The 18,740-nt window shown below is 36.2% G+C and carries 16 protein-coding genes and 1 riboswitch; of the genes, 1 reads left to right on the forward strand and 15 read right to left on the reverse strand.

What is annotated here, in order from left to right:
* Positions 1–461: 461 nt before the first annotated feature.
* The 8 genes from QQS35_RS06745 to QQS35_RS06780 form a co-directional block, all read right to left on the reverse strand.
* Positions 462–1,676, reverse strand: coding sequence for an ROK family transcriptional regulator (locus QQS35_RS06745; RefSeq protein WP_285931156.1), 1,215 nt, complete (start codon positions 1,674–1,676; stop codon positions 462–464).
* A 132-nt stretch (positions 1,677–1,808) separates the two neighbouring features.
* Positions 1,809–2,792 (reverse strand): aldo/keto reductase, encoded by a 984-nt coding sequence (locus QQS35_RS06750; protein ID WP_285931157.1) that lies wholly within the window; start codon positions 2,790–2,792, stop codon positions 1,809–1,811.
* 27 nt (positions 2,793–2,819) lie between these two features.
* Positions 2,820–3,662, reverse strand: a complete 843-nt coding sequence (locus tag QQS35_RS06755) for an NAD-dependent epimerase/dehydratase family protein (RefSeq protein ID WP_285931158.1) — start codon at positions 3,660–3,662, stop codon at positions 2,820–2,822.
* Between the two features lie 240 nt (positions 3,663–3,902).
* Entirely contained in the window at positions 3,903–4,667 is a 765-nt protein-coding gene (locus QQS35_RS06760) for a DeoR/GlpR family DNA-binding transcription regulator (RefSeq protein WP_285931159.1), read from the reverse strand.
* Positions 4,668–4,765: 98 nt separating this feature from the next.
* Positions 4,766–5,080, reverse strand: coding sequence for an L-rhamnose mutarotase (locus QQS35_RS06765; RefSeq protein WP_285931161.1), 315 nt, complete (start codon positions 5,078–5,080; stop codon positions 4,766–4,768).
* Positions 5,081–5,373: 293 nt separating this feature from the next.
* Positions 5,374–6,234 (reverse strand): Cof-type HAD-IIB family hydrolase, encoded by an 861-nt coding sequence (locus QQS35_RS06770; protein WP_285931163.1) that lies wholly within the window; start codon positions 6,232–6,234, stop codon positions 5,374–5,376.
* A 74-nt stretch (positions 6,235–6,308) separates the two neighbouring features.
* Positions 6,309–7,094 carry an SDR family oxidoreductase gene (locus tag QQS35_RS06775; protein ID WP_285931165.1) on the reverse strand — a complete coding sequence of 262 codons (786 nt, stop codon included), beginning with the start codon at positions 7,092–7,094 and terminating at the stop codon, positions 6,309–6,311.
* 231 nt (positions 7,095–7,325) lie between these two features.
* Entirely contained in the window at positions 7,326–8,303 is a 978-nt protein-coding gene (locus QQS35_RS06780) for a ring-cleaving dioxygenase (RefSeq protein WP_285931166.1), read from the reverse strand.
* 270 nt (positions 8,304–8,573) lie between these two features.
* A riboswitch (TPP riboswitch) is annotated at positions 8,574–8,691 on the forward strand.
* A 189-nt stretch (positions 8,692–8,880) separates the two neighbouring features.
* Here QQS35_RS06780 and thiW point away from each other — a divergent pair.
* Entirely contained in the window at positions 8,881–9,378 is a 498-nt protein-coding gene (thiW, locus tag QQS35_RS06785) for an energy coupling factor transporter S component ThiW (RefSeq protein WP_285931167.1), read from the forward strand.
* A 37-nt stretch (positions 9,379–9,415) separates the two neighbouring features.
* Here the strand turns inward: thiW and QQS35_RS06790 are convergent, their stop codons facing one another.
* The 7 genes from QQS35_RS06790 to QQS35_RS06820 form a co-directional block, all read right to left on the reverse strand.
* The gene (locus QQS35_RS06790) at positions 9,416–10,282 is read right to left on the reverse strand and encodes an AraC family transcriptional regulator (RefSeq protein ID WP_285931168.1); all 867 of its coding nucleotides are present in this window, start codon (positions 10,280–10,282) and stop codon (positions 9,416–9,418) included.
* 75 nt (positions 10,283–10,357) lie between these two features.
* Positions 10,358–10,825 carry an NUDIX hydrolase gene (locus tag QQS35_RS06795; RefSeq protein ID WP_285931169.1) on the reverse strand — a complete coding sequence of 156 codons (468 nt, stop codon included), beginning with the start codon at positions 10,823–10,825 and terminating at the stop codon, positions 10,358–10,360.
* A 403-nt stretch (positions 10,826–11,228) separates the two neighbouring features.
* Positions 11,229–11,468: an indolepyruvate ferredoxin oxidoreductase subunit alpha gene (locus QQS35_RS06800; RefSeq protein ID WP_285931170.1), complete on the reverse strand. Its 240-nt coding sequence runs from the start codon at positions 11,466–11,468 to the stop codon at positions 11,229–11,231.
* Between the two features lie 168 nt (positions 11,469–11,636).
* Positions 11,637–12,476 (reverse strand): aldo/keto reductase, encoded by an 840-nt coding sequence (locus tag QQS35_RS06805; protein ID WP_285931171.1) that lies wholly within the window; start codon positions 12,474–12,476, stop codon positions 11,637–11,639.
* Positions 12,477–12,623: 147 nt separating this feature from the next.
* Complete coding sequence (locus QQS35_RS06810) at positions 12,624–14,177, reverse strand: BCCT family transporter (RefSeq protein WP_285931172.1); 1,554 nt, start codon at positions 14,175–14,177, stop codon at positions 12,624–12,626.
* A gap of 920 nt (positions 14,178–15,097) precedes the next feature.
* Positions 15,098–17,464, reverse strand: a complete 2,367-nt coding sequence (gene helD / locus QQS35_RS06815; protein WP_407933948.1) for an RNA polymerase recycling motor HelD — start codon at positions 17,462–17,464, stop codon at positions 15,098–15,100.
* A 231-nt stretch (positions 17,465–17,695) separates the two neighbouring features.
* Positions 17,696–18,691 carry an LLM class flavin-dependent oxidoreductase gene (locus QQS35_RS06820; RefSeq protein WP_285931174.1) on the reverse strand — a complete coding sequence of 332 codons (996 nt, stop codon included), beginning with the start codon at positions 18,689–18,691 and terminating at the stop codon, positions 17,696–17,698.
* Between the last annotated feature and the right edge of the window lie 49 nt (positions 18,692–18,740).

Genomic DNA, 18,740 nt, shown 5'->3' on the forward strand with positions numbered 1-18,740 from the left:
CTCCCTGTGGGGTCTTCAGACTGTTCCTTTCCCATAGGACATTGAAATGACATCCATGAATTTACCCCACACGAAGAAAATGGCTCTTTATTTTCGAGGAGTGTCGCATTTTCCCGCAGCTTCATATAGTTTTCTTTTCAAGTGAGAAGTAATTAGGCCTTGATTTCATGCACTATAACGAAACATAGTAAAAGATTTAACTACCACATGAAGATTATTCAAATAGATGCTGTTTTAAGCGGATCAAGCAAAATTGGCGACACTCCTGCAGGAACAGCGCGAGCTGAAGATCCACTCAGAAACGATTTTCTTCTGAGTTAGCTGAAGCCGTGCCTGCGGAAAGGGAGCCGATTTTGCTTAGCAGCGAGGCCAGTGCTCTAGTGCGGACTTTATATTTTATCCGTCATAAAAAACAAATTTTTCATAAAAGAGCTTTTTGATAAAAAGGAGTTAAACATTTATTAATTTGGTATTGGATCGTTACTATAAAACAGCTCCACTAATACTAGCGATACAGCACCTAGCGCTGTCGCATGCTCCCCTAGATTAGATACGACAACCTCCGTTTCTTTCGCTTGTGGGGTTAAGGCACGGTTCTTAATGGTCGATTTAATTGGACCTAAAATAAACTGTGATGACTTCGAAACACCACCACCTATGATTATTTTACTTGGATTAACGACATGAATAAGATTTGTTAAACCAATACCGATGTATTCACCTGCTTCTTTAAGAATGTTCTGAGCTAATTCATCACCGTTTAATGCAGCTTTGTAAATTAATTCTCCTGTGATTTCTTCGTTTTCATTCTTCATCTCTGTTAACAAGCTTTCACTACCATGCTCGATAGAAAGCGTTGCTTTTTTTGCGATAGCTGGACCAGAGGCAACCGTTTGTAAACAACCATAGTTACCGCACTCACATTTTTCACCATTTATATCTAATGTCATGTGTCCTATTTCACCAGCAATATTATATTCTCCATGATAGAGAGCCCCATTAATGATAATACCTGCACCTATCCCGCGACCAATATTGACAGCAATCATACTCATCATCTCTGCACTATCAGAAAACCATGATTCACCTAACGCTAACGCTCTTGCATCATTTTCAACTTTTACTACATAGTCAAACTCTGCTTCTAAAGCTGATTTGATAGGAATATTTCGCAAGTTTAAATTTGGTGCAAATAATGAGGTACCAGTTGCCAAATCTACGACACCATGCATCGCTACTCCTATGCCAATTACTTTTGTTTTTAGCACGCTATATTTATTTAATAAATGGTATATCCCTTTTTTTAATTGATCTAGGAACTCATCTTTGGAGATATCAGGAGCAACTATAGAGTTTGAACAATCAATAACCTTGCCTGAAAGATCCGATACAATAAACTCTATATCTTTAGGACCTGCGTCTATGCCAATAATATAAAATTCACTATTATTTATGACAAGCATGGTAGGTTTGCGCCCACCTTGTGATGTACCTTGTGCACTTTCTTTCACAATTGCTTGTTCGATTAATTCCTTAACGATACTACCCACAGTTGGAGGGGTAAGCTTTGTTTCTTTTGCGATTTGCGCTCTGGATATTGGACCATTGCTTCTTATTTTATTTAAAATTATCGTTTTGTTCATCGACTTCATCCACTGAAAGCTGCCTCTTTGCATACAGTAATCCTCCAAATTAAATTACTTTTAAAGTCTAATTTTATCACATTAATTCATTTATTTAATTAAATTAACTTATTAACTAATAAAAAAACTCACCCACAATAAATGTAGGCAAGCTGTAAGAACCTTTTAATATGGACCGCGAATGTTGTCATGAACTTCTTGCTTGTAAAAATCCTCTAATCTTTCCATCTCTTCATTTGAAAAGTTTTTAACATCAACAGCAGCTAAATTATCTTCCACTTGTTTAACCGTTTTAAAACCTGGGATTACACTAGAAATCGCGTCGTGTTCTAAAATCCATTTTAATGACGCTCTCGTCATACTGCCACGATCCTCAGCAATCCACTTCAATTGATTACTGAGCTCGACACCTTTATTAAATGCAAGGCCTGCAAAAGTCTCGCCGACATTAAAAGCTTCACCATTTTGATTGAACTGGCGGTGATCATCTGACTCAAATTGGTGATTGCTCGTAAACTTGCCAGTTAAAAGTCCGCTAGCTAATGGAACTCGAGCTAGTATCCCAACACCTTTTACCTTTGCTTTTGGAAATAGTTCAGTAATTGGCTTTTGTCTGAATATATTAAAGATAACTTGTAAAGTGCTGACGTTAGGATTTTCTAAGCAAAGTAACCCTTCTTCTACAGTTTCAACACTGACACCATAGTTCCTAATTTTGCCTTGTTGTTGTAATTTATCGAGTACTTCAAACACGTGTCCATCTTTTAATATTTCAATAGGTGGACAATGGATTTGGAAAAGATCTAATTGATCACGTTCTAACCGCTTCAAGCTAGCTTCACAATATTCAGTAACTGCTTTTTCTGAATATGTATTTGGATCATGAATGTCACCAGCGCGACAAAACTTTGTTGCAATATATATATCTGACTCTTTGCCTTTTGTAGCTTTTGCTAATAATTCTTCACTATGCCCATCACCGTACACGTCCGCAGTATCAAAAAAGTTTACCCCGGCATCCATCGCGCGATGTAAGCCTTTTAGTGCTTCTTCATCACTTGTTGTCCCCCAAGCACCACCAATAGCCCAAGTTCCAAAACTTAATTCACTTACTTTCATATCTGTCTTACCTAATTGACGGTATTTCATGCATCCCACAACCTTTTGTTATATTTTTTAAACATGGTCTCTCCAATTATGTTCTGGTTTCCAACCTAATACTTGTTTTGCTTTTTTATTAGTAAATAATGTTTCATAACCGGTTAGCTCTTCACGAAAGTCAGTTACTTCTGGATAAATTTGAGCCATTAAGTCCCTACTTTTAATATCCATACTAGAATTATCGGCCGCCACATTTAAAGCAACTGTTCCTAATCCATCTTTCTCAACAGATAGTCGATAGGCGGTTGCTGCATCTCTAGCATCTATATAGCTCCACATAATCGATTTTCTTTCCTCTGGTTTATGAATAAAGTCTGGAAAGTTCTTGTACATATTAGGTGCAATCACATTACCAATTCGCAAGGAAACGACTTGCATGCCTGTTCGGTTATGAATCATCTCTGCAGTTTGTTCATTGACTATTTTAGACAAGCCATAAGCATCCTCTGGCAATATTGGATGGTCTTCATCAACTGGAACGTATGTTGGATTTAAACCTGACTTAGAAAACACCAATCCATACAATGATTCACTAGAGGTAATAACCGCCTTTTTAATTCCTAGATTTCCAGCTGCCTCCAAAATATTATATGTAGCCATTACATTATTTTGGAATGTGACATCATTGGTGTGGATAAAAGGTCTCGGAATTGCTGCTAAATGTACAACAGCGAATGCTCCAGTCAAAACATCATACACTTGACCTAAATCAGTTAAATCCGCAATAATTGTTTCACAAACTGGATTTTCAGGTAATTGGCGATCCACATTTAATACTTCATAATCATGTTGTAAAAATTCATTTATTACAGAGGGTCCTAATAAACCACTCCCACCGGTAATTACTACCTTTTTCATACCACTTCCACCTCACATTTTTGATTACGCTTTCAATTTACATTATACAGACTTATCTATTGATAATAAAAACATAAGTCTTAGTATAAAGAGATATACTTTTCTCGCTTCACAAAACGATCACAGTCTAAGATTCTATGAATTGAATAATCTCAAGCCCTACTCTATTAGATATTCTAAACTCTGAAAAAACTTAAAGCCACTCTAGAGATTAACTATCTCCACAGCAGCTCCAGACTATTAAACCCTTATAATATTGAGTGATTTTTCTTTTATTTGATTGATAATATCTTCATTAGCATCATTATCCGTAATAATGTGACCAATTGAATCTAAGTCACTTACATGGGCGAAGGCTTGTACACCGAACTTATTGTGATCTACGAGAATATAAACCAAGTCAGCGATATCCATCATTTTTTTCTTCACTCGTGCTTGCTGTTCGTTCGATTCACTTAAACCATTTTCTAGATGGAGCCCTTTGCAAGAAATGAAAGCCTTGTTGACATGGTATCCATCTATCGAGCTTTCTGCTAATGGACCTACAAAGGATAGCGACCTTGTTAGTAATGTGCCTCCAGCTGAAATGACTGTAATATTACTTTTATTACTTAATTCCATTGCTACTTTGATTGAATTCGTCACAACCGTTAACGGGATATCTGGCAAGATCTTTGCCATGTACCAAGCAGAAGTACTTGCATCAAGAATTATCTTATCTCCTTCGGTAATATGCATGATTGCTTCTCTCGCAATTTCTTTTTTTTCAAATACATGCGTTATTTCTCTCTCTGAATATGGGACTTCTGGAGTCTCTTTGGTCATTTCAATATAGACAGCTCCACCATGACTTCGCGCAAGTTTATTTTCACTTTCAAGCTTTTCTAGATCACGTCGTATCGTCTCATCGGTAACTGAAAAAATCTTACCCAATTCAGTAACTCGAATACTTTTTCTTTCATTAACTATCTCTACAATTTTTTGATGTCTTTCTGCAACAAGCATATTATTGCCTCACTTTCAATCATACTCTCACATGGTTTTCACCTTATGTAGTTAGTTAGATTGATTTCAACATACCGAATCTTACATCATTCGTCAACTTATTCTAGATGAAACACTTCTTGATCAATTAGATGCATCTTTGGATTATTCCCATTATCCATACCCAAAATATCACTCATATACGTTTGCCATTTTATGTTAGCGGGATTACTTTCCATCCGCTCCATTGCTTCATGAAAATTATCTACTTCCATGTAAGCATAGAGTTGATTCCCGTCCATAAAAATACTGTAATTACTTATCCCTACTTCTTTTAAAGCTTTTAAAAGCTCCGGATGAACTGCTTCATGTCTTTTCTTATACTCCTCTTCTGAACCTTTTTTACACTCCATTCGAAAAATGTATCTTGCCATATCAATCTTCCTCCTTTTTTGTAAGCACTTACATTAGACGGTTTTGTTAGATTTACTATAGAAGTCTTTAACAGGTGTTTTTAATATGATTATACTTTTATTAAGCTATAATTATGATTTATTAGTTGATTGTTTCTTTATATAGTAACATGGTTTACTAGATTCGGAACATATTTTTGAATATTTTACTTTTATTAATCAGTTTCATAATACTATTTTTTGGGTAGTTAAATGAATTAGGTAATTATGAAATTGACTCTTTATGCTAAAAAAATGAAGTGTAGGTACAATCACTACACTCCATTTTTTAAAAATCTCTTCAAATAACGACAGACCCCATCTTCATCACAGCTAAACTCTGTAACTTCATTAACCACTTCTTTAATGTGATCTGGCGCATTTTTCATCGCTACAGAATAACCAGCAAATTCGAACATTGGCAAATCATTATCACTATCACCAATAACCAAAATATCTTTACTTGATAATTTAAATTCATCTAAGATATGTTGAATACCTGTGGCCTTATTTACGTTAGCAACCATTAACTCCACATTATGTTCCGAAGAGATTGATGTTGTGAAATCTATCTTTTTCTTTAATTCATCTAATTCACTTTTCCACATATTAATATGATCTTTCCGTTTACTAAAAAAATAAAATTTGGAAAATTTATCACTATCTAGTTCCTTTTTCCAGGCTATTTCTTTGTCTAGTGCTTCTTTTCGGGAAGTCCATTCATTGATCCCGACACTATCAGGTTTTGGGTCTTCTATTTCCGCCTCCACATAATGCCGGTCCTCCATTAATGTTACTCTAGGGCCCTGGTTCGGGAATACCTCATAGTAAACTTTATGTTTTCGAGCTTTTTCAATCACTTCATTTACTAAATCAAGAGGTAATGTATTTTCGACTACGAGTTCATTTCCAATATGCACAATCATCCCGTTAGAACTAACGATACCGTCAACAGTGAAGCCTTTCGGAACGATATCAGCTATTTCCCCAAAAGAACGCCCTGTTGCGACAAACACAAAAATTCCCTTTTCTCGAAGTTCATCAATCACTTCTTTTGTGTTATTAGATACTTGGTTTGAATGGTTCAAAATCGTACCGTCCATATCTAAAAATATTGCTTTAGGTTGTAAGACCACGATCATTCCCCCTGATTTCCATCTCTATTTTATATTACACAGTATACCGCGTTTTCTAAATTAGATAAAGTTTCTTATAACAATGACTCGGCTCCATCAATATAAACTTCTGATCCTGTTATATGGCTGGATGCATCAGAAGCTAAGAACTGTACTAAGTCAGCTACTTGTTCAGGTTCTCCTGCTTTGTGCTCAAGTGGTTGATTCCCTTCTGGGTACTTAATTGGTATTTGTATCTTTTTAAGTTCGTCGTTCTCTTTAAATGTATTTTCGCTTATATTAGTAGAAATCGCTCCAGGGCAAATAATATTGACCCGAATGTGGTATTTAGCCAATTCTAATGCTGCCATTTTACCAAAAGCCATTTGGCCAGCTTTTGAAGAACTATATGCGGACATTCCAAATCCAGTGAACTTTCTATTACCATTAATGGAACTTGTGATAATAATACTTCCACCTTTGTTTTTCATGTGAGGAATTGCATATTTAACAGTTAGAAAAGTACTTTTCAAATTTGTCGTTAACGTTTGATCCCAATCATTTGCAGACAAGTCTTCAATCGGGGAGACCTTTCCGTTTATTCCTGCATTTGCAAAAACAATATCTAACTGTCCCCACGTATCAATTACGCGTTGGATACTTTCTTCAACTCGTTTAGGATCGGAAACATCGGTATCTGTTATTAATGCTTCAACACCCAAATTTTCTATATCACGCTTTACGGATTCGGCGTTTTCTTCTTTTAAATCAACTAGTGCTATCTTTGCTCCTTCTTTAGCTAAACGAATTGCGGATGCTTTTCCAATTCCTGAACTAGCACCGGTGACAATGGCAACTTTACCTTCTAAACTATTACTCATATCTCGCCCTCCTTTTATATTGTTTTACCCTTTCTTACCTGCTTCTATGTAGTTTTTTTAAGCTAAGAACAAAAGTGCAGGGCGACTTGCTCATCCTAGGGCAATTAAGTAGGCGCTTTAGCTGGACGTGGCACATGCAATAGTCAGTTATCCACACGACACATAATTTCCTGGCTATGCTAAAAAAAAGAGACTGCTCTATTTGGATTAGCAGTCCCCGTTAAGATTTACTTATTTATCTACAGAAGTATTAAGTGGTACTAAACGAGCTTCGATTTCGTGTCTTTGGTCTTCTAAAAACGGTGGCAATGCTACACTCTCACCTAAATGTTCAACATCCTCATCGGTCGCAAATCCCGGTCCATCTGTAGCTAATTCAAATAAAATACCATTTGGCTCTCTAAAGTATAATGATTTAAAATAATAGCGATCAACAAGGCCAGAGTTCGGCATTCTGGCTGCTTGAATTTTATCTTTCCATGCAGCCAATTCATCATTATTAGCAACACGAAATGCAACGTGGTGCACGCTTCCTCTTCCAGGCCGCTCTTTTGGCAGATCGGTTCGGTGTTCAATATGAACTTCAGCACCTGTTCCACCCTTCCCTGTTTCATATACCTCGATATCTGGTTGCCCGTCCAATGATGAGGCGTAGCTACCAACATGGTTAAATCCCATAATACTCGTTAGTACTTTTACTGTTGGTTCTGGATCAGGTACAGTTAATTTAACTGGACCTAGGCCGGTGATTCCTTTTTCTTGGGGCACAGGGCTTCTATCCCAGGGAGTACCTGCTTCCACTCCTTGGTTATGTTGGTCGGATACAAGTACTAAACGTTGACCTTCCGGATCTTTAAAGAAGAGCACTTTACGCCCAAACTGTTCACTAATATTTTCATGGCTAACTTCATATTCGTTAAACCGCTTTATCCAGTAGGTTAACGCCTCATCATTTGCAACTCGTAATGAAGTAAGTGATATACTGTTATTCCCCTCATAGGTGTGACCAGCACGTACAATTTCAAAAAAAGTTAAATCGGTACCAGGATTACCAACTTCATCTGCATAAAATAAATGATACATACTTGTGTCATCTTGATTTACAGATTTCTTAACTAGGCGCATGCCTAGTATTTCTGTATAAAAGTAGTGATTATTTTTTGCTGTTGCAGTGATAGACGACACGTGGTGAATTCCTTTTAGTTCCAATGTAAAACACTCCTTATTTAAATTTTCTATTTATGACTCTTATCCTAAGTGATAAATTAACAATAATCTAATGAAGAATACAAGAAAGCAAGGGAATGTTACGTCTGATTATATATAAAATCCTAAGTCTTTAACTTTATAAAATGTTATATAGTTATATTAAATCACCAATATCTCGATTTCAAGATATTAATTTCACATTGTTACTTTACTACCTGCTTTTTTATGGTAATCTAGATAGGAGAAATTATTTACTCACAACATTATATTTTTACCTACTAGGGGTGCCTACTTATGCGTAGGCTGAGAAAAAAGCGCTCTAATGCTTTTTAACTCTTAAGGACCTGATCTGGTTGATACCAGCGGAGGGAAGTAGAATGAATTACTTATTGGTGAACAACCAGGTCCTATATCATAATATGGATCTGGTTTTTTTGGTGCCTAACGATTAGTAATGAATGGTTATATTTATGAGTTAATTATTAGACCTTTATACTCCGTAACTTCTCGCTCATAACCAAATCTATTTCACCCTTAGCTAGTTTGGTCAGCAAAAAATGAAAAGGGAGAGATTGAAGTGAATAGAACAAGATTATTAACAACAATGGCGGTCTTTGTTGCAATCGGAACGATTGGCGCACACCTACTATGGTTTCCAACAGGAATTGCTAAAGCTTACCCTGTCCAACACGCAGTAAATGTAATGGCCGCTGTTATACTCGGACCAATCCCAGCAGTAATTATTGCATTTGTAATTGGTTTATTAAGGAACTTACTCGGTATAGGGACGCTTCTAGCCTTTCCAGGAGGCATGGTTGGTGCATTACTTGCCGGTTATTTATACCGGTTTACAAAAAAGAAACCCATGGCTGCTGTCGGTGAATTAATTGGGACTGGAATTATCGGCTCCTTGTTATCCGTGCCTTATGCAAATGTTCTTATGGGGCAATCCGTAGGTGCTCTGGCATTTGTTCCAGGCTTTTTGATAAGTAGCTCAACAGGGGCAATTCTTGGTTTACTCGTATTATCTAGAGTAAATCATTCACAAGTAGTACCCAATCAGCTTCACACATAAAAATCAGTGCCGTTTGGGCACTGATTTTTATTTTTGCTTACCCTTTGGTTATAGGAACCCAAATTTGCGTTTTATAATCAACTGAAAATGGGTCATTCTTTTGTGGAGGATATACTTCTATTTCAGCAGTACCCGCATGCTTATAGTTAGTTGCAGGAAACCATTCCGAATAAATCCGTTTTGTCATGTTTTGAATCGCATCTGGCATACTCCCAACTACATCGAAAACTGCCCAAGTCGTTGATGGAACTTCCTTTTCCTCCATGCCATCTGGAACTAGATGATCACCTTTTTCCACACCAATAAGATAGGTGAAAGAATCTTGGTCGGGTGTAAAATCCATACAAATACCCAACATCCCCAAACTACTAGCAAGATTCTTCAGTAACGTTCCTGTTTCACTGTTGTTTACCTCTTGCCAAAATTCAGGAATCCTTTTGAAGTTTTCGTCATATCTAGTTGTTACCTTCATTCCTTTACCAATAACGTGAAATGCTGGCTTTTCAACAATCTTATAATCCATACCTTCATCACCCTTTACTATTATTTGAAAGGAGAGTGGTGGAAATGCTTTAATCCGTTTACCCAATTTCTTTACTTCCGAGGGACGAATACCATGAAACTTTTGAAATGCTTTAGAGAATGATTCTGGCGTTTCATAACCATATTTCAAGGCAACATCTATAATCTTTGCTTCTTGAGAAAATAACTCCTGCGCTGCTATGGTCAACCTTCTATTCCGGATATATTCAACTAAGGTAAATCCTGTTAACATATGGAATGTTCGTAATAAATGGAACTTAGAAGTACAAAAAATCGCTGTTAAATCTTCCGTGTTAATCTCTGAATCTAATCGTTCTTCAATATAATCAATACATAAAGTTAAACGCCTTATCCCATTCATACCATTCTCCTTTCCTATATAAATCTACCAATAACCAATGATTACTTCCTGTCATTTTTTGCTCACTTGGAACTGTTATTTAATGATTGGTAGTTCAGCACCTGAAAGATAATCGTCCAGCACTTTTTTATGACTCATAAAAAGGTTTTTGGGTAAATCATTTAAAGAGAAGAAAGCAACATCCAGCGACTCTTCATTTTGTTTGAGCATTTCTCCCTGATAGTCACGACAGATAAACCAGTTTTGAACTAACGCCACTTGGTCACCGCTATGTAATGTTTTTTCATTTCCTGGACCTGAATAAATACTAAATAATGTTAATTCACCTAACTCCAAACCTGTCTCCTCTAATACTTCTCGCCTTGCAGTATCTAAGATAGATTCACCCAATTCCATGTAGCCACCCGGTAAACCCCAAGTATTATTATCCTGGCGAAGATGCATTAGCAAACGGTCATCTTTGTCAAAAACCAATGCACCAGCAACAACCATAATAACTTTTTCATGGCCGACCATCGATCTTAAATGTGTTATGTAATCCAATTTTCAAACCTCCATTTCATCTGGAATTATTAATTTACCAATTTAACTTATTATACTATTTGTACAATATAGTACTACTTAAAAACTTAAGTTCCGGAAATAAAAAAATTCTCTTCGTAAACATTGTTGCTTAACTGATATCGAACTTGATATAAAGTGCGCATTAACTGCCATGTTGATTTCCTCCATAGTTCGTTAGATTAGTAATTCGTCCACCACTTCGGAAATACACTACGCTTTCCGTGGGCTCGAGCTGAAGCCGTGCCCTAAGGTGTGCGACTGCCCGGAGCGGAAATCAACTTAACAATTACGTCGTACTTTATATTAAGTATGAAACAACAAACTTTTAGAAAAAATCCTAAAAAAATAACCAACACCTATAATGAATGCTGGTTATTTCCTATTATTTATTTGCAAAAAATGCTTCTGCTTTTTCTAAATAAACTTCTTGATCTGGCGTTAAGTCATATTCTTCTTCTATTGCGTCTACCGGACAAACAGACACACACGCACCGCAGTCAATACAAATATCAGGATCTATATAAAATTGATCTTTACCTTCTTCAATACAATCAACTGGACAAACTGTTGCACATTCTCCTGCTTTTTCTGTTTCACATGCACCAGTGATTACAAAAGCCATAATGTATTTACTCCTCCTACTCAATACAATTACATTGTTCTGTATTTATATTTTAGTTACACTGTCTATCCTATTAACAAGACATCTACTTGTCTACCTTCATTATTTTCCATTAAAACATTTACGTTTGCAAACAAAAAGCACTCCATTCAGGAGTGCTTTTGTTTATCATACTTTTTTAAACTCATCTGGGTCTGGACCAATTCGTTCATCTTTGTTTAAAGCATTAATTGCATCCATATCTTCTGCTGTTAATTCAAAATCGAATACATCAGCATTAGCAATAATACGATGTGCTTTCGTTGATTTTGGTATCGTTACTACTTCACTTTGCAAGTCCCAGCGAATAATCACTTGTGCTGTAGTCTTACCATGCTTCTCTGCAATTTTAATAAGTGTGGGATCATCTAGCAATTGACCTTGTTTTAACGGTGACCAAGCTTCTAATTGAATCCCTTTCTTCTTACAATATTCATGTAATTCCTTTTGAGAAAGATTTGGATGGAATTCAACTTGATTCACCATTGGTACTACTTCGGCATCTTTTATTAATTCTTCTAGATGATGCTCTTTGAAATTACTTACACCAATAGCTTTAACCTTTCCATCTTTATATAACTCTTCTAGCGCACGCCATGTATCTTTATATTTACCTTGAGATGGAACTGGCCAATGTATCAAGTATAAATCTAAGTAGTCTAGACCTAATTTTTTCAAACTAGTTTCACATGCAGCTAGTGTTGACTCATACCCTTGATCTCCATTCCATAATTTTGAAGTGACAAATAGGTCTTCACGAGCAATACCGGACTCTCTAATCCCTTGACCTACACCTTCTTCATTTTTATATATTGCAGCAGTATCAATACTTTTATAACCATTTTTTATTGCAGCTTTAACTGAATCGATAACCTCTTGTCCGTCTTCAACTAAAAAAACCCCTAAGCCTAGCCAAGGCATTTTCACACCATTATGTAGCGTAGTTGTTGCTTGTAAATTTTTAGGCATAAAAGATTTCCTCCTTTTATTTTCTACTTATATTTTCCCATAAAATTTATAGAAATTAAATTAAAATGCTTGAAGCGCTTCCAGAATATTTTCTAATAATCCTACATAAAAAAGTTCCCCCTAGTTATAGGGGGAGAAAAACATTTACTATTTGACTTTCTTTTCGGGTGTAATGATATTCTGTTCGACGGCTAAAATACGCGCCATCTTAACTGCACCCCATAGAGTTGGTAACATAATAATCGATACAGGAACTGCCGTAACTACAATCGAGTTTTGAATTGCTGATATACTATTCTCTCCGATTGCTAAAAGCATAATGGACATCAAACCAAAGATAACAACCCAAAAGACGCGAATCCATTTTTGGGGTTTATCATCACCAGTTAGCGATACAGCAACTGTGTAGGATATAGAGTCAACCGTTGTAGATACGAAGACAAGTGTTACAAGTAGAAAACCTATGGCTAAAAACATACCTAGCGGTAGTTGATCCATGATTGACATAACCGCAGCTGGCATCCCGCCTTCTAAAAACGGTTCTGAAATAGAACCTGGCTTATCTAACTCAATTTTAAGCCCAGTTCCTCCTACCACTGTAAACCAGAAATTAGTTACAAGCGGTGCAACAATCGATACTGCAATAATTAAATCACGGATTGTTCTTCCACGAGATATCCGAGCGATGAAGATTGCCATCATTGGACCATATCCAAGGAACCATCCCCAGAAAAATACGGTCCACCAACCAAGCCATGCTTGATCTCCTTGATACAAAGCCATCGTCAACATATTTTGAATATGGAAAGCTTCCGCAGAAATAAATTTATTTAAAATAAACATTGTAGGCCCTAAAACAAGAATACACACTGCCAAAAATACAGTTAGACCTACGTTCATTCGACTTAAAAACTGAATTCCACGATCGACGCCAGTGGCAACTGAAATGGCTGCAATCACGATTAACCCACTAACGATAATGATATTGGTTACTAAAGTGTTTGGTATATCAAACAACCAATGCAATCCATAACCCAGTTGTAACCCTAGAAAACCTATCGGACCCATTGTACCGGCTGCTACTGCTACAATCGATACAATATCTGCCGCACTTCCGATAATACTTCCCTTTTTAAATATTTTATCACCAAAAACGGGATATAAAAACGCTCTTGGCTTCATTGGATATCCTTTATGATAATGAAGATACATCAATACAATTGTAGCTAGCGTTCCTAAAATAGCCCAAGCTAGAAAACCCCAATGTAAAAAACTCTGAGCCAAGGCAGGCTCAACACCAGCTAATGTTGAGGAATTATCAGGAAATAATGGGGGGCTGGTTAGAAAATGACTCAACGGTTCTGAAGCAGCCCAGAAAACTCCACCACTTGCAAGTAACGTACATAGAATCATCGCTACCCAACGGTAGTAACCATTTTCAGGTTTGTCCATTTTTCCTAAACGAACTTTTCCATACTTCGTAAACGCTAAAAACAAACCAATTAAAAAGTTTGCTAGTAGAAGCACTTCCCAATACGACCCAAAATATTTTGCAGAAAATGCAAAAGAACTATTGATCCATGATTCAATCATATTTAAATCAATCATAGCTAATATAACAAATAGAATTAACAAACCACCACTGATTGCAAATACTGGTTTATCAATTGACTTATTTAAACGATTATTTTCTTTAAGCACTTTTTTCCTCCTAATTTGTGTAAGGAGCAAGTGCCTACAATAACTTTTTCCCTCTCTCTCTATATATGACTAGTCATTGCAGACGATTAGATGGGAAATTATTCAATAAATTTTAATATGAGAACAAAAAAGCAGAATAATTTTTCAAGTCCGAAACCATCGGCTTGCTCACATTTTTTAAGTTTTTGTGATTTTTAACTTTTACTTTTCTGCTCTATTGTTGAATGCTAAATCACACTCCCTTATACTACATAGATTCACATAGTATTATATTATATATATACGTCACAAATCCGTCAAATATAACCCAACTTTTACAATATCCCCCTCAACAAATATAGCTTTAGCATAAGTTCTTTTTTTTATTAAGGTTTTTTGCAATCTTTTAGCTGTTTTCTTAAAAATTTATTGTTATTCATTTATATAATCTGAATGTATGAAATATCTAATGATGATGCTCGATTGCCATGATACCGTTCCGGCAGAATACTCCGCTTTCCACGGGCACGGCTTCAGCTAACTCAGAAGAAAATCACTTCTGAGTGGATCTTCAGCTCGTGCTGTTCCCGTAGGAGTCTACGCATTCTGCCTTCACTTTTAACAGTTCTCTTAATCTAGAGATAGATGTTATTTATATTTATTGGACTATTTTCACTCGAAAGAAAAATTCACCGAGCGAAGGAAAATGCGACACTCCTGGGGAAGAGCAGCTTCCGAAGACCCCACAGGGAACGTTGTGTGTGACCGAGGAGGCTAAGGTGCTGCCCCACGGAAAGGGAGTATTTTTCCGTAGCGCTAGATTAACCACTCATCTTAAAAAGAATGCAAAGAGGTTACGATAAAGTTATTGCGTACTTTATATATTATCTGCAATAACATTTTTTTAGAAACAGCGAAGAAAAGAACAGTAAGCCTGTTGCTTACTGTTCTTTTTGTATCGCGTGCACTTTAAAATGTGCGTATTTTTCCTTTGGCACTTGCTTTATAAATATACTCGGCTCTCCCAATGAGATCATATACAACTCATGCATTGCACGTGTACATGCCGTGTAGAACAAGTTTCTCTCTAATTCCTTATGATATTCTGCATCTGAAGCATTGTGTATAATGACTGCATCAAACTCTATTCCTTTTGCTAGATATGCAGGAATTACTAGTAATCCTTGTTGAAACGTGTGTGTCTCCTCATCCATTAACTTTATATCTACACTATGTTTCAGTCTACTATAGACCATTTTACTTTCATGCATTGTTTTACAGATTACAGCAATGGTTTGATGACCCATTGTTTGAAAGTCCTCTATTGCTCGCAAGACTTTATCATTAACAATATCCCTATTTTCAACCTCCATTAATACGGGTTTATTTCCATCCCTGTTAAATGGTTCAATTAAGTCTCCATTTGGCATAAATGATTTTGTGAACTCAACAATTGGTTGCGTGGAACGATAACTTCTGACTAACGTAATTCTTTCATGTTTTTCTTGTATATTTTCAGATAGTAATGTTTCTTCATATAATGCATGTGCATAAATTGCTTGGTTCATATCCCCTAACAATGTCATACGGCTACTAGGGAATATTCTCTTTAAATACGCAAATTGAAACGGTGAGTAATCCTGCGCTTCATCAATAAAGACATGTTCGATTGTACGATTTGCATTAAAACCTAATAACATTTTTTGAAAATACAGGTAAGGTGTAGCATCTTCCCACGTTAAATAGTTATTACGGATATAGTCAACGGTTTGCGTACGTATTAACTCCCACCTCGTTGGAAGTTTAACATTTTTTTTATTAATTAGATGGTCGGTTGTGTAGAATGTTAAATACGTATTTTTAATATCCACAAAATACATGCGTTTTATTTTTTGTTTCAAAGGCTTAAATTTATCCGCAACTACTTTCTTGCGGAGAAGTTCTTCCTCTCTAACATGGTCATCAAATGTATCTTCTGAGAACCTGTTTTCTTCTTGCAGTTCATTGTGTACTTCTAAATAGTCGGATTTATCGAGCAGTTCCATCTCCTCGACTACCCATTCCTTATTACGCTCTAACTTTTCAAAACGATTTAACTCACTTAAAAGCCATTTTGCTAACGATTCCATGCGAAGTGGAATATTTAACGATCGGTCTAAAGAATAAAAATATTGCTTCATTTGTTGATTGGATATTAGCAAGTCTCCTCGAAAACGAATATTTCTAAATTTGATTCCGTCTTGTTCTAGACTAAACCCAAACTCATCAATAAGTTGTTTGAAGTCTAAGCTGGCTTTGTAACTCATTGACTGCACTCTGGTTTCATAATTTTCCCCGGTGCCATTTAAGTAATATTCCATCTGCTCAAACGGTGTTTCTACCGTTAGACGATTACCTAACTGCGTGTCCAAGTAATTAAAAAGTGTCGTCTGTTTCATATTCTCCTCGCCTAATTCTGGTAAAACCTTAGCCACATAACTATTAAATAATGGATTAGGAGAAAAAAGGACAATATTTTCTGATGACAACACTTCCCTGTACCTATATAACAAATAAGCTACACGTTGCAACGCCGCTGATGTTTTTCCACTACCTGCAACACCTTGAACAATCAACAACTCACTTTTTTCATTTCTTATTATTTGATTTTGCTCTCTCTGAATGGTCGCAACAATGCTCTTCATTTTTGTATTTGCATTGTTACCAAGTACAGATTGCAGCAAATGATCCCCAATCGTTAAACCTGTGTCGAACATACCCTTAATGGTTGAGTTTCTTATTATATATTGTCGTTTTAACGTAATTTCTCCTGAAATCTCGTCATCTACAGTGCTATACTTCGCTTCTCCGGGTGGATAATCATAGTACAGACTAGAGATAGGTGCCCGCCAATCATAAATTAAGAAGTCATCATCATTTTCATCCATTAAAGACGATATGCCTATATAGATAGAATCTACATCAGAATACCCTGTTTCTGTAAAATCTATCCTGCCGAAATAAGGTGAATCTTCTAACCGCTCTAGTGTGTTAATCTGTTCACTCATTTGTCCGTGACTTCTTTCGCGTTCTGATAAAAATTCTGCTTGTTGTTTCAAACTTGCTTGCGTTTCAATCACATCATCAGGTTCATCTAAATTAACGGTGACATCTTCCCAGAAATTTTTTCTGATATCTATAACACGTTCTTTTAAGTCTCCAATTTTCTGATTTAACTTACTCAGTTTATTTTTTATCTCATGTACTACTTTATTTACTCGATTTTGTTCATCTATCCATTCTTTATCCTTCTCATTCAAGGATTTCACCCCCAAATGTCAGTCTTTATGAAGTTCTGACATAGTAACATCTTTATTTACAATCTAGTTATGATTTAACTAAAATCATACGCTTCGGCGTTGTCCTTTTCAAGTAATATTATAAGCAAGTTATACTCTTGCTAAACAAAAACTCACCACTCTCTTCTGGAGGAAAGTGGTTTTAAGGTTTAGGTGTCTGTTATTAGAGTCAGATAAATAACCTAATTAGTTTTAGCTCTCTTATCGAAACGCTTCTGATAGAAGTTGATAGCTTTTTACTTTTGCATGGAAATTATAAATCATGCTAGCTAACATAAATTCTTCTACTTGATATTCTTCACTATAACGTAATAGCTGTTTCTTTATTGTTTGCGGAGAACCTACTAGTATTTTATTTCTATTCTCATGAATAATCTGTTTATCTAGATATGAGAACGAATATTTTGTTGCTTGCTCAGGTGAGAGTAAAGCCGCATTTTTTTCTCCTTTAGCTATTTGTAAGAATTGTAGATCTATAGATGAAGCCAACATTTCCGCTTCCTCATCTGTTTCTGCACATACAAGAAAAAATGCTACCATCGAAGCTGGCTTCTTTCTCAAGTTGGAGGGTTGAAACCGTTGTTTATAATTCTCAACTACTGTACCGCCATGTTGACCGCTTATAAATTGTGCATAAGCATAAGAAATACCAAGACTTCCTGCTAATCCAGCACTTCCACCACTGGAACCAAGCATCCATAATTCAGGTACCGTTTTGATATCCGGCATTGCTTTTAGTCCTCGAAATCGATGGTTTGGATCTTGTGAACCAGATAGGTAGAAAATAAGATCTTTTATTTGCTCTGTATAGGCATCATGATATGTTTGTTTATGTTCTTGTAATGCGCTGGTTGCAAGTGGTATACCACCTGGTGCCCTGCCCACACCCATATCTACTCGATTAGGATATAAGGCCTCCAGTAATCGGAAGTTTTCTGCCACTTTGTATGCACTGTAGTGTGTTAGCATTACTCCACCTGATCCGACCCTAATTGTTGATGTATTGGCTAACAAATGAGGAATCAACACTTCCGGACTTGAATGACCTAATGTTTCTAAGTGATGCTCTGAAACCCAATACCTATAAAATCCAAGCTTTTCAGCTATTTGCGCTAGTTTTGTAGTATTCCATAATTCTTCCTGTGCTGTACTACCTAATGGAATAGCTGTTTGATCTAATATACTAAGCTGTACCACCCTATCTACCCCCTATGTAACGTCACTATCCATACACAGTAACCTCTTA

Origin of the sequence: Aquibacillus rhizosphaerae (assembly GCF_030282825.1) — a bacterium.
In the GTDB taxonomy this organism is placed as follows: domain Bacteria; phylum Bacillota; class Bacilli; order Bacillales; family Amphibacillaceae; genus Aquibacillus_C; species Aquibacillus_C rhizosphaerae.